The sequence below is a fragment of the Vallitalea sp. genome (assembly GCF_025211055.1).
In the GTDB taxonomy this organism is placed as follows: domain Bacteria; phylum Bacillota; class Clostridia; order Lachnospirales; family Vallitaleaceae; genus Vallitalea.
Genome location: NZ_JAOARO010000033.1, coordinates 19,860 through 36,700 on the forward strand (window position 1 = coordinate 19,860; position 16,841 = coordinate 36,700).

General features: G+C 30.2%; 15 protein-coding genes. 14 read left to right on the plus strand and 1 reads right to left on the minus strand.

Features of this window, described 5'->3' with window-relative positions; translation table 11 throughout:
• The first annotated feature begins 7 nt into the window (after positions 1-7).
• The 7 genes from N4A55_RS04060 to N4A55_RS04090 all read left to right on the plus strand — a co-directional run bounded on the left by N4A55_RS04060 (position 8) and on the right by N4A55_RS04090 (position 7,619).
• Positions 8-937, plus strand: coding sequence for an SPFH domain-containing protein (locus N4A55_RS04060; protein ID WP_293754222.1), 930 nt, complete (start codon positions 8-10; stop codon positions 935-937).
• 149 nt (positions 938-1,086) lie between these two features.
• Positions 1,087-2,922 carry an LTA synthase family protein gene (locus N4A55_RS04065; RefSeq protein ID WP_293754223.1) on the plus strand — a complete coding sequence of 612 codons (1,836 nt, stop codon included), beginning with the start codon at positions 1,087-1,089 and terminating at the stop codon, positions 2,920-2,922.
• A 124-nt stretch (positions 2,923-3,046) separates the two neighbouring features.
• The gene (locus tag N4A55_RS04070) at positions 3,047-4,183 is read left to right on the plus strand and encodes an MGDG synthase family glycosyltransferase (RefSeq protein ID WP_293754224.1); all 1,137 of its coding nucleotides are present in this window, start codon (positions 3,047-3,049) and stop codon (positions 4,181-4,183) included.
• Positions 4,173-5,297 carry an MGDG synthase family glycosyltransferase gene (locus N4A55_RS04075; protein ID WP_293754225.1) on the plus strand — a complete coding sequence of 375 codons (1,125 nt, stop codon included), beginning with the start codon at positions 4,173-4,175 and terminating at the stop codon, positions 5,295-5,297. Before N4A55_RS04070 ends, N4A55_RS04075 begins: the two co-directional genes overlap by 11 nt.
• 37 nt (positions 5,298-5,334) lie before the next feature.
• Positions 5,335-6,036: a polysaccharide deacetylase family protein gene (locus tag N4A55_RS04080; RefSeq protein WP_293754226.1), complete on the plus strand. Its 702-nt coding sequence runs from the start codon at positions 5,335-5,337 to the stop codon at positions 6,034-6,036.
• A 30-nt stretch (positions 6,037-6,066) separates the two neighbouring features.
• Positions 6,067-6,591 (plus strand): YkoP family protein, encoded by a 525-nt coding sequence (locus N4A55_RS04085; protein ID WP_293754227.1) that lies wholly within the window; start codon positions 6,067-6,069, stop codon positions 6,589-6,591.
• Between the two features lie 2 nt (positions 6,592-6,593).
• Positions 6,594-7,619 (plus strand): lysylphosphatidylglycerol synthase transmembrane domain-containing protein, encoded by a 1,026-nt coding sequence (locus tag N4A55_RS04090; RefSeq protein WP_293754228.1) that lies wholly within the window; start codon positions 6,594-6,596, stop codon positions 7,617-7,619.
• Between the two features lie 64 nt (positions 7,620-7,683).
• Here N4A55_RS04090 and N4A55_RS04095 read toward each other — a convergent pair whose 3' ends face one another.
• Complete coding sequence (locus N4A55_RS04095; RefSeq protein ID WP_293754229.1) at positions 7,684-9,507, minus strand: sensor domain-containing diguanylate cyclase/phosphohydrolase; 1,824 nt, start codon at positions 9,505-9,507, stop codon at positions 7,684-7,686.
• A gap of 354 nt (positions 9,508-9,861) precedes the next feature.
• Between N4A55_RS04095 and N4A55_RS04100 the strand changes: the two genes are divergently transcribed.
• The 7 genes from N4A55_RS04100 to N4A55_RS04130 all read left to right on the plus strand — a co-directional run bounded on the left by N4A55_RS04100 (position 9,862) and on the right by N4A55_RS04130 (position 16,838).
• Positions 9,862-11,979 (plus strand): RNA degradosome polyphosphate kinase, encoded by a 2,118-nt coding sequence (locus N4A55_RS04100; protein ID WP_293754230.1) that lies wholly within the window; start codon positions 9,862-9,864, stop codon positions 11,977-11,979.
• A 186-nt stretch (positions 11,980-12,165) separates the two neighbouring features.
• The gene (argF, locus tag N4A55_RS04105; protein ID WP_293754231.1) at positions 12,166-13,101 is read left to right on the plus strand and encodes an ornithine carbamoyltransferase; all 936 of its coding nucleotides are present in this window, start codon (positions 12,166-12,168) and stop codon (positions 13,099-13,101) included.
• A 387-nt stretch (positions 13,102-13,488) separates the two neighbouring features.
• Positions 13,489-14,469, plus strand: coding sequence for a biotin--[acetyl-CoA-carboxylase] ligase (locus tag N4A55_RS04110; RefSeq protein WP_293754232.1), 981 nt, complete (start codon positions 13,489-13,491; stop codon positions 14,467-14,469).
• Between the two features lie 28 nt (positions 14,470-14,497).
• Positions 14,498-14,824, plus strand: a complete 327-nt coding sequence (locus N4A55_RS04115; RefSeq protein ID WP_113672428.1) for a DUF6145 family protein — start codon at positions 14,498-14,500, stop codon at positions 14,822-14,824.
• A 31-nt stretch (positions 14,825-14,855) separates the two neighbouring features.
• Positions 14,856-15,161, plus strand: coding sequence for a Dabb family protein (locus N4A55_RS04120; RefSeq protein ID WP_293754233.1), 306 nt, complete (start codon positions 14,856-14,858; stop codon positions 15,159-15,161).
• 226 nt (positions 15,162-15,387) lie between these two features.
• Positions 15,388-15,975: an ECF transporter S component gene (locus tag N4A55_RS04125; protein ID WP_293754234.1), complete on the plus strand. Its 588-nt coding sequence runs from the start codon at positions 15,388-15,390 to the stop codon at positions 15,973-15,975.
• Positions 15,976-16,067: 92 nt separating this feature from the next.
• The gene (locus N4A55_RS04130) at positions 16,068-16,838 is read left to right on the plus strand and encodes a type III pantothenate kinase (protein ID WP_293754235.1); all 771 of its coding nucleotides are present in this window, start codon (positions 16,068-16,070) and stop codon (positions 16,836-16,838) included.
• Positions 16,839-16,841 lie beyond the last annotated feature (3 nt).

Consider the following 16,841-nt stretch of genomic DNA (forward strand, 5'->3'; position numbering starts at 1 on the left):
ATATATTATGGAATATGTAGGAATAGGAATTATAGCTATCGTAGTTATTTTAATAATAACTAGTATCAAAGTGGTACCACAAGCACATGCTTATGTAATTGAAAGACTGGGTGCATTCCAGACGTCTTGGTCAGTTGGATTACATATTAAAATACCACTAATTGACAAAGTAGCAAGAAGAGTATCATTAAAAGAACAAGTTTTAGACTTTCCACCACAACCAGTTATCACAAAAGATAACGTTACTATGAGAATTGATACAGTTGTATACTACCAAATAACTGATCCAAAGGCTTATGCATATGGAATAGTTAATCCATTATCAGCAATTGAAAACTTGACAGCAACTACCCTTAGAAATATAATTGGTGATTTGGAACTTGATGAAACATTAACATCAAGAGAGCTTATCAATACAAAAATGAGAAGTATTCTTGACGAAGCAACAGACCCATGGGGAATAAAAGTCAATCGTGTTGAACTTAAAAATATTATACCACCTGCTGAAATACAAGATGCTATGGAGCGTCAAATGAAAGCAGAAAGAGGTAGAAGAGAAGCTATTCTTAGAGCTGAAGGTGAGAAAAAATCAGCTATCCTAGTGGCAGAAGGTAAAAAAGAATCTTCAATACTAGAAGCAGAAGCACAAAAAGCAGCAGCTATCCTTAGAGCTGAAGCTAAGAAAGAAGCAGCTATAAGAGAAGCAGAAGGTGAAGCAGAAGCTATCTTAAAAGTTCAAACAGCCACAGCAGAAGGTATTAAGAAGATTAATGAATCCAAACCTTCAAGCCAAGTAATATCTATTAAGAGCCTAGAAGCTTTTGCCAAAGCAGCTGATGGAAAAGCAACTAAGATAATTATACCATCAGAGATACAAGGTTTAGCAGGGTTAGCTAAATCAGTTGTGGAAATCGCAAAGGATGATAAAGTTAACTAAGATATATACTATTTAACTTAGTGGATGCATTGAATTATGCCAAATTTAATATAAGTTAAATAATATAATGGGCTGGCTTATTTAGATGTTATATAGTTAGCCCATTAAATGTATAGTTGTAGTGTATCAAATAAGGGAGAAATATTGAAATGAAAGAATTAAAGAAAGTATCGTATAAAGATTTTATTATGTTAGCTATACTCTTAGCTAAAATAATATGTTTTTATATACTAATAGGATTTACAAAATCAAGTATTATTATAGGAAGCATAACATTTTTGTTTTTTATAGTTATTTTTGTGTCATATTTATTTAGCAATAGTAAGCACTGTAATAGATCATTTTTAATTGTATATTCTTTGCTTACATTACTAATGTTTGCAGATTGTTTGTATTACAGTTATTTCAATCAATTACCATCAGTTAATCAAGTGGCACAGATGAATAATTTGATTGTTGTTGACGAAAGTATCAAATTTACTACACCACCTATAAGTATTCTATTGTTCATAGATATACCTATATACTATATCTATTTCAAGAAGAAGAGAGCACAGATAGCAAGTAATGATGCTATGAAATTCAAACCTTATAAAAAAGTACTTACATCACTATTATTAGGTTTGCTATTATTGATGTCATGGAATCCAATGAATGCAGATGCCATAAAAGCAGTTAGTAATACTGAATTTTTGACATATCATATAAATGATATCTACACAAAAGTATTTGGCTACAAAGATAATCAAATCAAGTCAAATGAGAATGTTGATAAAGTGATTGATGAACTACAGAAAAACAGACCTATAGATAAAAAATATCTTGGGGTAGCAAAAGATAAGAATTTAATTGTTATTCAAGTAGAATCATTACAGAATTTCCCTATTAATGCTTATTATGAAGGACAGGAGCTTACACCTAACCTAAACAAATTAATTAAAAGGGATTCATTATACTTTGAAAATTACTACCAGAATATTGGAAGAGGGAATACATCAGATGCAGAGTTTGCAACACAGAATTCTATCTATCCAGTAATTGATGGAGAATGCTATAGATTATACCAGGATAATACATTTTATGGTTTACCCTGGATCATGAGAGAAAATGGCTATAGTACTAAAGTGTTTCATGGTTATGAAGGAAGTTTCTGGAATAGAGAATATGCATATCCTAACCAAGGATTTGAGGATTATGTAAGTCTTGAAGACATGGAACTTGATGAAAAGATAGGATTTGGATTATCAGATGTTAGTATGTTCAAACAGGCAGTAGAACATATAGAGAAGATGGAAAAACCATTCTATTCTTTCTTAATAACATTATCATGTCACCATCCTTATATACTACCTGATAAATACAATACTATACAGTTGAACTTAGAAGATGAAGGTACAGTATTTGGTAACTATCTACAAGGAGTACATTATTCAGATATAGCTATTGGAGAATTTATAAATACATTAAAAGAAAAAGGACTATATGACGATACAATCATAGCTATATATGGTGACCATCATGGACTTAACTGCAAGGATGCAAGTAATTACGAATGTATGACTAGATATTTAGGTAAAGAATATGACTATAATGAGATGCTCAACATACCTTTAATAATTAATATACCAGGTTCTGGTATTAATGAGACCATATCTACTGTAGGAGGGCAGGTTGATTTCTTACCTACCATAACTAACCTATTGGGAGTACCTATAAATAATAAATATATATTAGGACAAGATTTGGTTAATGCTAAAAAAGGATATGTTGCATCTGTGACATATATGTTAAGAGGATCTTTTATAAAAGATGATGTTATATTTGAAATGTCAAGAGAATCACTATTCAGTACTAGTAAAGCAAAAGATTTAGAGACAAATGAGGAAATTGAGGATAACACTTATTTAGAAGATTACTATAATAGAGCATTACAATTATTAGATACATCCAAGTATATACTTGAAAATAATCTAATAACAAGATAATAATGATTTGCAAGATATGTAAAATAGTATTGATAGTACAAGATTATAAGCATCTAAATTATAAGAAAAAAGCTTTCTAATTATTAGACTGACTTTTAGCTTTAATTAATTTAGGGGGATAACTATGAAAAAAACAATAGTAATAGTATCAGCATCAACAGGTTATGGACATAATCAGGTAGCTGGTGCATTAAAATTAGAATTTGAAGAAAAAGGATATAAGGCTGTTATTGTAGAGCCGTTAAAGGAAGTAAGTAAATCATTAGATATGTTAGTATCAGATGGTTACAAAATACTTGCTACTCTAATGCCTAAAATGTATGGAACCATATACAAGATTAGCAATAATGAGACTATGAACAAACCTGTTGCTAAGATATTTATAAAAGCATTAAGAGATAAAATTGAAGAAATAGTTAATCTTGATAATGCGAGCATGATAATAAGTACACATCCTTTATTGGTAGATGTAATTTCTTCACTAAAAGGTGATGGTATTATTAATATACCATTTTTATCCATAATAACTGATTTTCTTCCACATCAAAGCTATATAAGTGATAATGTAGATGCTTATTTAGTAGGTAGCAGTTATACTAAAAACGGTATAGTAGCTAGAGGAATATCTCCAGATAAAGTTTATTGTTACGGTATACCTATCAAGAGAATCTTTAGAGAAGATATTGTAACAGAGAAAAAAGAGGACATATTTACTATCTTATTAATGGGTGGAAGTATGGGAGTAAACTCTATTAAGAAGGCACTAAAAAATCTGCTTAATATTGAGGATAAACTTAAGATTATTGTTGTCTGTGGTAATAACGATACTCTAAAAAATTCTTTAGATGAAAAATATAATGAGTATATACCTAATAAATATATAGAGATACTTGGATTTACTGATAAAATACCTGAGCTTATGGAGTTATCAGATGTAATTATAACCAAACCAGGAGGTCTTACAGTAACAGAGGCTCTTACTAAGAATATACCAATGATAATACCTTATTTCATTCCAGGACAGGAAGAAGAAAACGCAGAGGTTCTTGTTAATGCTGGAGCAGCTATTAAGGTAGATAGTGTAAAGGAATTAGATGAAGTCGTAGGAGTTTTAATGAATGACCCTAGTAAAATTAAATGGCTGAAACAAAATATGAAAGAGATGTCAAAGGATCATTCTATAGAAAAAACAATTAATCTATGTTTTGAACTAATGGAAGAATATAAACCCTTTATGGAGATAATAAAAGATGCAAACTAAGTGTGATATTCTAATCCTTACTGCTAATTTTGGAAGCGGACACAAATCTGTTTCTAATGCAATCAAAAGTTATATAAATGATGTAGATAGTAATTTGAATATTGAAATCGTTGATATGTATAAGATTATTAGGCCAAAACTGTATAAATATATTTACAAATTTTTTGGAATATTAATCAAGTACGGTACACCTATCTATAACTTTGATTATTACAAAAAGAATAATAACGATAAATTTGGTAAGTTGCACTCTTGCTATAAATCTAGTTCCAAAAGATTAGCTAGATATCTGGAAGATGTGCAACCTTCCATTATTATAGCAACTTTTCCTACATGTTCTGCTTATGTGACAAAACATAAGAGAGATAATAACGTTAGAATACCATTGATAACATGCATAACTGACATTGTAAAAGGCTCAGAATGGCTTCATAAAGGAAATGATTTGTATTTGGTTGCTACAGATACTGTGAAGAAGAGTATAGTTAAAAGAGGTATAAGTGATGATTCTGTGATTACAACAGGTATTCCTATTAGAAGAGAGTTTTTGGAGGATAAAAACCTACCAGAACTTAGACAAGAATACAGTATATCCCAGAAGGATTATGTAGTGCTCATGATGGGTGGAGGATTAGGGCGTATACCAAATGAGGTATCATTCTATGAATGGATAGCTACTCATAAGCGAATAAAACTATATATTATGACTGGAAATAACAAAGACCTATATAATAAAATAAGTAAGTATAATGAATACAGCAATATTAGTATATTGAAATACACTAATAAAGTAGCTGATATGATGGCTGTAACTGACTTGTTGATAACCAAACCTGGAGGCATTACTTTATTTGAAGCAATAGCAAGTAATCTGCCATTTATTATTTACAAACCTGTTTTGGGGCAAGAATTAGAAAACTGCCGTTATATAGAGAAAAAAAAATTAGGATATGTTGTTCAAAGTGAAAAAGAATTAATAAATAAGATTAGTTTATTGATGAATGATGATAGTATTAGAAATAAAATGAAAAAAAGTATAAAACAAGAACAAAAGAACATTGACATGAAGTCTTTGGCAGATAATATTATATCTGTTTATAATCTGAACAAGTAAAGATTAACCATCATTTAGTAAGGTAAGGTGATATACTATGATAGCATTATACATTTTATTGGTATTATTGCTTGTATTCATGTTTTACATGGTTATACCTAATTACATTGCAAGAAATAAATCAAAAGAAGTAATAAAAACAATTAATAAAAGTAATGGAAAAACTATAGCATTGACATTTGATGATGGACCAGACCCACTATACACAAATAGATTACTAGATATACTTAAGGAGAATAATATAAAGGTAACATTTTTTTTAGTGGCAGATAAAGCGAACCAAAATAAAGATATAGTTAAACGTATGGTTGAAGAAGGTCATGGAATAGGGATGCATACGTTATATCACAAATCAGCATGGTTGAGTCTGCCACATGAAACAATTAATGAATTTAAAAAAGGCTTAGCAATATTTGATAGACTAGGACTAGATATTACATACTATAGACCTCCGTGGGGAACATTTAATGCATTGACTTTAAAGAATGCATTAAAGAATAATTTGAAAATAATACTATGGACTGTGGAAGCTTTTGATTGGAGAAATAATAATTCTTCATCTAATATAGAAAGAATACTGCTAAAAAGGATTAGAGATAAGGATATCATTGTTCTACATGATAGTGGAGGTGCCAAAGGTGCTCCAAATAACACACTTGGTGCATTAGAATCTACCATACCAAAATTATTAGATTCAGGATTTGATTTCATAACAATTGATGAAATGATTAAAGGTTAAGTTGGTTATAATAAACTATAGGAGAACGCTATGAAAAAATTATTAAAAAAGTTTTTTGCTTTCATGAATAAAAGATATATAAAAACTCATAATATGATTTTTATACCTGGTTCAAAATATAATTATGTCTACATTGATATACTAGAATATAAAGGAAAAGATGTAAGTTTATCTGATGGTACAGTAATTAAGAAAGGTGATACAGTAGCTGAGATACATATTAATAATGATACTATCAAAGAGGTCCCAGTTACAAAAGTTATAAGAGTATTTCATTCAGAAGTAATAGCTATGGCGAATGTGCTAAAAGATAATGCAGATTATAAAAACGTAAAGGCAGTATTTGGAAGAACGGTTTTATATCCTCTTACTAAAAGATTAGGTTTTGATGTATTTGAAATGAAAAGAGGCTATATGAAAAAGTTTATCAAAGTATGGGATAATCTAATAAGAGTTTTATTTTCTTCAAAGGAAAAGGAAAATGTAAAATTCAGAGAACCAAGAGAAGTATGGATGTCTAGAGAGGCTATTATTATGAATTTGGGAGAAAAATAATTATGAAGAAAAAGATAATAGGGATTATTATAGTAGTTGTTTTTACTGTAATGACAGTATATTTACTAGCAAATAGTAAAGAAATTGCTGAATTTCCTGAACTAGTAAAAAGGTTAGAAATAAAATTTTTATATATAGCAATATCATTGATGCTACTATATTTAGTAATTAATTCAACAATAATCTATATAATAGGCAAAGAAATAAGTAAAGAAATAACATTTATGAAATCAGTATATCTATCATTTGTAGGACAATACTATAGTCTGATTACTCCATTTGCAGCTGGTGGACAACCTGCCCAAATAATAGCTATGAAGACTAGATATAAAATTCCTATTTCAGTAGGTACAACAATTACAGTTAAGAAATTTTTAATATTTCAAGTTGTAGTGTCTCTATATGCAATTAGTATGTTTTTTACTAAGATACATTTCGTAATGAATAAGTACAGCGGCATAATAGTCTTTATTGTTATCGGTCTTAGTGTCAACCTTATTGGTGGAGTTCTAATTATTTTATTATCATATTCTAAGACTGTAGTTGTTAAGATACTTGATTTTGTTATATTGATTGCAAATAAACTTCATCTAGGGAAACGTATTAAGAGAGATTCAATAATTGAACATATTGATGATTATGTGAAGAATATAGAAGAGATAAAGCATAATAAGAAAACCATGCTAAGTTTAGTTGTTATGACTTTCATACAATTGACTATTTATTTTTCCATAACTTATTTCATATATCTATCATTAGGATCAACAGGTGCTAATTACATTGATATATTAGGTATACAGACTATTGTATATGTTGTAGTCAGTTTTATACCTACTCCAGGTGGTGCTGGTGCATCAGAAGGAAGCTTTTATTTGTTGTTCAAAGTATTTTTCTCAAGAGACGTATTATTATACGCTATGGCACTTTGGAGGATTATTACCTATTACGGAAATATGATTTTTAGTGGGTTGATATTACTGTTGGTTAGAATATTTGGATACTTCAAGAAGAAAAAGAAATATGCTTAGAGGGTGAATTTTATGGACCTAAGAATATACATGAGTAAGGAATATGGAGGAGTTAGATCTAATATCATGAGTCTAACTCCTCTTTAATAATTTCAATGAATTTATCAACTATAAAAGGATCAAATTGTTTTCCAGCACATCGTTTTAGTTCATCTACGGCAGCTTCTCTGGAGATAGTATCTTTATATGGGTTATTGGTGATCATTGCTGTATAACTTTCTACAATGGAAAATATACGGCATTCCAAAGGTATGTTATTACCCTTGATATTAAGGGGATATCCCTCACCATTCCACCACTCATGATGCTTTAATATTAAATCAGCAATATGAAAAAGGTTAGGTATTGATAATGATATTTTATACCCTACTTCGCTATGTCTTTTGATAATATTCAATTCCTCTGTTGTTAAAGGTTCTGTTTTATATAAAATTTTATTAGGTATACTTACTTGACCTAGGTCATGGAAGTTTACAAATAATTTGAGATGGTCAAGGTTATGTTCAGGATAATTTACGGCTTTTGCAAGTTTAACAACGTTATCTAGTAGAAACTGCTTGGTATCTTCATTTTTATATTCTTTGCTGGATAAGGATTTTATTAGTCCTTGAACAATATTATTTCTGTTTTTTATCCCTTGTAACAATTTTTCGTGATACATATTATTGTCAGCTGCAATGAATATAGTTTCCATATCTGTATCTATGGTTTCTCTTAAGCTATAACCAATTGAAAAACTAAGAGGTAATTTTGGATTGGACAAGTTATAGCGCTCTAATCCTTCTAGTAATGTTGTTTTGTATTTTTCAAGCAAGGATTTACTACAATTAGGAAAGAATATAGCAAATTCATCTCCACCAATTCTACAGGCTTCTTCATAACTACTAAGAGGAGATTGAATAATATTGGCAGATTCTTTTATTATAGTATCACCAAATGAATGCCCCAGGGTATCGTTAACTAGCTTCAGACTGTTGAGGTCGCATATAACCAACCCCATTGGTAAAAACGCAGGATCATTATAATACTCTAATTTATTCTCAAAATAAGCTCTATTGAATAGGCCTGTCAAAGGGTCGTAGACGTTAAGATACTCAAGTTTATTTTTTATAGATATTTTTTCGGATATATCTCTAGCAAGGCACATCACATGGTTATTAATATCTGGATAGATTCTAATTATAAAATAATAATTTTTCTTATTAATCAGGATGTTTGTTTTAAAAGAGCTAGGATTCTTAGTATGTAAAACTTTAACTAAGGTGGTTTTTAATTGTTTAGCAGTATCAATAGGGAACACTTCAAATATATTATGATTAATTAATTTATGAGGATCAATATCGATTTCTTTGGTCAAACCACAATTAAAGTAAGTAATATCACCTTTTTTATTAATTCTTATTAATATATCTGGAGTATTATTGACAAGTATATTGTATTTTAGTTTTGAAACTTCTAATTCTTGTTGGAGATTATTGACATGTGTTATATTTTTGAGAGTTATCATTAAGTAATTATTATTAGAAAGAGTATTGAGTGTTACATCATATGTAGAGGTTTTGTTATTAGAATATGTAAAGTGATAATTACAATCATCAATTTTCTTGATAGAAGTTATGTTCTTATGTTGAAACAGCAATGACATATCTTTTGTATGTAAATCTTCTTTATGTAAGTTGAGTGCCGCCATAGCTGCTTTATTCATAAACAGCAGATAATTTGAATTATTTACAATTAGTATTCCGTAATCTATTTGCTGAATCATTTCTACTAACAAAGGATTATCAAAAAAACTATCCTCAGATTTGTCATAGGTTTTTTCACTATTCAATTTTTGGGTATGAGATAATATAAAAGATATAAATTCATTTATATTTGCAGTATTCATAATAAAGTCCCCTTAAGATATATATTATAGATAAAATATTTTTTAACCCATAAAAAATATTATAAATTCATTATATCATATAATAGAGAAAAATAAATATAAATTACAGAACTTGCAAAGGAAAATAATATGGTATAATTAATAACATATAATAACATATAACAATAAAATATAATAGATATATAGAACTAAATAAATGCTAAATAAATGTTATAGAGCTAGCAATTATTAAGTTCCATATGTATAGATATTTAATTAATTAATTGGAGATAATATCAATGAATTGATGTATAAACATTTTTTGTATAAGAAGGTATAATTAATAAATATATATTTGAAGGGGATGTAAGTAGTATGATAGAAAATACATTTGATAATCCTTTATATTTTGAAAATAGAGAACTAAGTTGGTTGGAATTTAACCAGAGAGTACTTGATGAGGCTAAGAACTCAGATAATCCACTATTTGAGAGGTTAAAATTCATGTCTATAGTCAGCTCTAATCTAGATGAGTTCATAATGGTTAGATTAGCTTCTTTGAAGGAGCAATTGAATATGGGAATCAATAAACCTGATATAGCTGGGCTTACACAAAAACAACAGATTAAAAAGATTTCTGTAAAAACTCATAAATTGGTTGATGAACAATACAGCCATTATAAAAGATCAATTGTTCCTCTGTTGAAAACAAAAGGTGTTAATCTTATACATACAAAAGATTTAAACGAAAATCAGAAGAACTATCTTGAAGAGTATTTTACAGAGGTTATATATCCTGTACTTACGCCTCTGGCAGTTGATTCTAGTAGGCCGTTTCCTTTGATTCTTAATAAGAGTTTGAATTTGGCTATTTTAATAAAAAGAAATGGAGAAGAGGTATTTGCTACTGTTCAGGTTCCAGCTGTGTTGTCAAGATTTATAGAGATACCTAATAATAGTAATAAGCATACTGATTTTATACTCTTAGAAGATGTAATGAAATTATTTATGCAGAGATTGTTTGTAGGGTTTAAGGTAATATGCACTTATCCTTATAGAATAACAAGGAATGCTGACTTGACGATAGATGAAGAGGATACACAAGATTTATTGATAGAAATTGAAAAATCTGTTAAAAAAAGAAAATGGGGAGAAGCCATAAGATTAGAAGTAGCTTATGACATGGATGAAAGACTGATTAATATCTTGAAGGAATCTCTATCAATCAATAATAAGGATATATATTATATTAATGGTCCTTTAGACCTGACATTCTTAATGAAATTATATGATTTAAAAGGATTCGATCATCTAAAATATGATAGGTATAATCCAAGTACTCCTTTGGATTTATTGGGAGAAGAAGATATATTTCATGTTATAAGGAAAAGAGATGTATTTTTACATCATCCTTATGAATCTTTTACACCAGTAGTTTCGTTAGTTAAAAGGGCGGCTAGAGATGATAAAGTATTAGCTATAAAACAAACGCTATATAGAGTAAGTGGAGAATCTCCAATAATTAAAGCATTAGCTGAAGCGGCTGAATCTGGTAAGCAGGTAACTGTATTGGTTGAGTTGAAAGCTAGGTTTGATGAAGAGAATAATATACAATGGGCAAGAAGATTAGAAAAATCTGGATGTCATGTTATATATGGATTAGTTGGTCTAAAGACTCATTGTAAGATTACTCTTATTGTAAGGATGGAAGAGGATGGAATAAGAAGATATGTACATCTTGGTACAGGTAATTACAATGATATCACTGCTAAGTTATATACAGATATGGGGATACTCACATGTAATGAAAAGATAGGTGCAGATACTTCTGCTGTTTTTAACACACTTTCTGGATATTCTGAACCTCCAAAGCTTAATAAATTGACTATGGCACCCACTGGGCTTAGGAAAAAATTTATGATGCTTATTGAGAGGGAAGAGAATAATGCTATATTAGGTAAAAAGGCTAAGATTATAGTTAAGATGAATTCTATATGTGACCCGGGTATCATGAAAGCTCTATACAAAGCTTCTTCTGCTGGAGTAGAGATTGAACTGATAGTTAGGGGGATTTGTGGAATTATTCCTTGTATAGAGGGTGTTAGTAATAATATTACTGTTAGAAGTATAGTTGGTAGATATTTGGAGCATAGTAGGATATTTTATTTTTATAATGATAAGGATGAGGAGATTTATTTATCTAGTGCGGATTGGATGCCTAGGAATCTTAATAGAAGAGTAGAATTGATATTTCCTATAGAGGATCAGAGGATTAAGCAGAGGATTATTGATATTCTAAAGATTATGTTAAAAGATAATGTGAAGGCTAAGACCAAGAATAGAGAGGGGGAATATCTTAAGATTAATAAGAAAGGGAAGAAGGTAATTAATTCACAGGAATATTTTTCAAAGCTTGCTCAGAATATTATGAAAGAGTATACGGTGGAGAAGGAGCATGATATATTTATTCCTATAAAGAAGAATCATAAGTAAATTAAAAAGATATAAGTTTAGGTATTCGTGGACAACGGTAGTAAAAAAACATATATATTGATAATAACTCTCGTTACAGGTTGCTTTATCTGGTTGAAAGGAAGTATTTATACTTGACAAATTGGATTAATACAAATAGAATAATAATTAACCAAGATGAATAATTATGCATAAAGGAGAGATACTATGGCAGTTAATTTAAAAGGAAAAAGCTTATTGACTTTGAAGAATTTTAACAAAGCTGAAATTGAATATTTATTAAATCTAGCAGGAGATTTGAAGCAAAAGAAGAGAATGGGTATTATCGGAGAAGGTTTAAAAGGGAAAAATATAGCTTTAATATTCGAGAAGCCTTCTACAAGAACAAGATGTGCTTTTACTGTAGCTTGTACAGATGAAGGAGGGCATCCTGAGTATCTAGGTAAGAACGATATACAATTAGGTTATAAAGAATCCGTTGAAGATACTGCAAGAGTATTAGGAAGATTATTTGATGGAATTGAATTCAGAGGTTTTTCACAAGAACATGTAGAAAAATTAGCCAAGTACAGCGGTGTTCCAGTATGGAATGGATTGACTGATGATTACCATCCAACTCAGATATTAGCCGATTTATTAACTATAAAAGAGAAATTTGGAAAGCTGGAAGGGCTTAATTTTGTCTATGTAGGTGATGGACGTAACAATATGGCTAACAGTCTAATGATTGGATGCAGCAAGATGGGAATGAATTTCACATTAATTGCTCCTAAACAGTTATGGCCTGTAGACCAGTTAATAGATGAATGCAAAGCCTTTGCAAAAAAATCAGGAAGTATAATAAACATATCAGACGATACCGAGGAAGTAGCGCAAGCGGATATCATTTATACAGATGTATGGTGCTCAATGGGCGAAGAGACCAAAGCCGCCGAAAGAATCAAATTATTAAAACCATATCAAGTAAATAAAGAACTTCTAACTAAAACCAATAAAAACGACACAATATGTATGCATTGCCTACCAGCAGTAAAAGGCAACGAGATAACAGAAGAAATTTTTGAACAATATTCACAAGTAATATTCGACGAAGCTGAAAATAGGATGCACACCATAAAAGCTGTTATGGTCGGAACAATATAGGTATTAATAGGACAGTGGTATATTCACTGTCTTTTTCTTAATCCTTTTCCATTATATTCAAGATTTAAAATAGCCAATAGTTATATCAATTAGAAGAAAAAATGTTTTGTGATTATACATACGGAAATTTCAAAGCAAAATAGTATATGTATATGTGGAGTAGTGAGGCAGGACGCCGAACCCAGCTTTTTGCTCAGGACGAGCAAGTTGCTGGCGTAACATATACATATACTATTTTGCAAAAGCCAAGTCCGAACAAAACATTTTTTCTGACTTACCTGCAAGTTAATTCTAACATTAAACGAAACTTAAAAATTCATTACAATTGACACTATTTATTTCATTCTGATATAATACATAAAAAAGAATGTAAGTAGGGAATACACTATGAAAGAGAAAACAATACAATTACTGAATGAAGCTGATGACTACATTTCAGGTGAAGAAATAAGCAAACAACTAGGAGTCTCCAGAACGGCTATATGGAAAGTTATTAATCGTCTAAAAGAAGAAGGTTATGAAATCGAATCCGTTACGAGAAAAGGCTATAGACTTCTATCATCTCCTGATATATTGAACAGCGAAGAATTACATTATAATCTTAATACAGAAATTATCGGTAATAAAATAATTAATTTTGATAAACTGGACTCTACCAATCAACAGGCAAAAAAATTAGCCTTAGAAGGCGCAAGCAACGGAACAGTCATTATTGCTGAAGAACAAACAGCAGGTAAGGGTAGAAGAGGTAAGATGTGGGTTTCTCCACCTGGTACAGGCATATGGATGTCTGTTGTATTAAGACCTAGTGTAATGCCGGAAAATGCTTCAATGTTGACTTTGGTAGCAGGACTAGCAGTATGTAAGGCTGTAAGAGAGATAACCAACTTAGAAGCGTCAATCAAATGGCCTAATGACATTGTTGTGAACGGTAAAAAAATATGCGGATTACTAACAGAAATGAACTCGGAAATAGACTTTATCAATTTTGTGGTAGTAGGAATAGGAATAAATGTCAATATAGAAAAATTTCCACCAGAATTAGATAATATTGCAACTTCATTGATGATAGAAGGAAATCAATCCTATCAAAGGAAAAAACTTGTAAAAAGAACTCTAGAGATTTTTGAAGGCTACTATAAAAAATATCTTGAAACAGAAGACTTAACTAAAATCATTGAGGAATATAATGAACACTGTATAAATATTGGCAGAAAAGTAAGAGTTACAGGAAGAAAACAGGATATAACTGGTAATGTGAAATGTGTCACCAATAAAGGTGAACTCATAGTAACTGACCAGCAAGGAGAAGATATAGTAGTAACTTCAGGAGAAGTTTCTGTAAGAGGAATATATGGATACGTATAGAATATGATAATGAAAGGATTTGATAAATATGTTTGATGAAAGAGTAATATTATGTGTTTCCAATGCTTATAATAAAAAGTATTATTTGAACGAAGACTTTGAACAGCTTCCACAACAGATAAAGGATGAACTTAAAATCTTATCTGTTTTATATACAGAAGATGTAGGTGGAATCCTAACTATAGGATTTGAAGAAAGTGGTGACTTATTCTTAGAAGTAGAAGCCAATGAGAATGATTTATTATTTGATGAAATCGGCAGTGGTCTTAAGATTAAACAGATGCAGACAGATAAACAGGAATTATGGGAATCCTTAGAAATGTTTTTCAGAGTATTTTATCTAGGAGAAGAATAAATTAAATAATATAGAAGAGGAGAAAATAATTATGATCCGTCACGTGGTAATGTTCAAATATCAAGAAGAAGCAGAAGGCAATGATAAGAAATATAATCTAAGCAAGACAAAAGAGTTATTAGAAGAATTACAAGGTAAAGTAGAAGAAATAAAATATCTTCATGTAGGATTGAACGATAATGAAGCTGATAACAGTAATTATGATTTGGTTCTTACTGTAGATGTGGAATCAATATCAGATCTTAATGCATATCAGATCAATCCAGACCATGCTTTAGTAGGTAAGTTCATCAAAAAAGTTATAATGGATAGAGCTTGTGTTGACTATAAAATGTAATAATATAATTGGAGGATATAATTTGAGATAACAAATGATTAATTGATTTTAATAATCTAGGAACTAGTTGTTATTTGATAATATTATGATATAATATGATAGTATTTTATAGCTATATATGATTTAGTGTGCTTTGGTTAGATTAAGCCTTCTAACTAAAGTTTTATTAAATACAAAATAAAGAATGTCTTGTATCCTTAGGGAATGAGAACAGGAGGTTGGAACAATGAAAAAAAGAGTAAGTACTAGGAAGCTTGTATTAGCTTCGGTAATGGTGGCTATAACTATTATTCTAGCATATACACCACTAGGATTGATTCCGTTACCACCAATTAACCCAACGATATTACATATACCTACAATAATAATAGCTATTGTTGAAGGACCTATCATGGGTGTTGTAGTCGGTTTGGGATTCGGTGTAGCGACTTTGATTAAAGCATTTACTATGCCAGCATCACCATTAGACCCATTATTCATGAATCCACTTATTTCAGTATTGCCAAGAATATTGATAGGGATTACAACTTATTATTCATATGCATTGATTAAATACCTGCTAGGTAAAACTAAAAAATCAGAATCAATAGCTATTGGTTTTGGTGCTGTTATTGGTAGTTTTACTAACACTATAGGTGTACTTGGTATGATATTCATAGTATACTCTGACTTTATAAAAGAAAAATTGGGCGTAGAGGCAAAAACGTTAGTATACTCTGTTGCTACTACAAGCGGTGTAGGAGAAGCTGTTCTCGCGGTCGCAGTATCCATAGGAGTAGTTTATTCCCTCAAAAAAGCTTTTTATAGAAAATAAATATAAAAATAGTGGTGATAGCCTATCTAAGGTGATTACCACTATTATTTAATCAAAAAAAATAGTAATAGATTATTAAAGGAAGTGATTGAATGTTATTAGTTATTGATATTGGCAATACTAACATAGTGTTAGGAGCTTACGAAGAAGATAAACTAGTGGCAAATTGGAGAATGACAACAAAAACACCTAGAACATCAGATGAATATGGGCTATTCATGTATAATTTATTTTTACATAAGGGAATAGATGTGAATGAAGTAAAAGATGTAATCATTGCTTCTGTAGTTCCTAATATCATGTATTCATTGGTTAATGGTATAATAAAATATTTTAAAACTAATCCTGTTATAGTTGGGCCTGGCGTAAAAACAGGTATCAATATACGAACAGATAATCCAAAAGAAGTTGGGGCAGATAGAATTGTTAATATAGTAAGTGCTTATTATACTTATCAAGGACCTGCTATAGTTATTGATTTTGGAACTGCAACTACTTACGATATAGTTACAGAAGATGGAATATTCAATGCAGCCATAACATCACCAGGGCTTAAGATAAGCGCTAATGCTCTATGGCAAAAGGCAGCTAAACTTCCAGAAATAGAAATCAAGAAACCTAAGACTATTCTTGCAAAGAATACCATTACTAGTATGCAGGCAGGATTGGTTTATGGTTATATAGGACAAGTTGAATATATTGTTAAGAAGGTAAAACAAGAAATGAACTTACCTGACATGAAAGTAGTTGCAACAGGCGGACTTGCTAAGATTATCTACAAAGAAACAGATGCTATAGACGTATATGACCCAATGTTAACATTGAAGGGACTTAAAATAATACACGATAAAAATAAAAACTGAGTG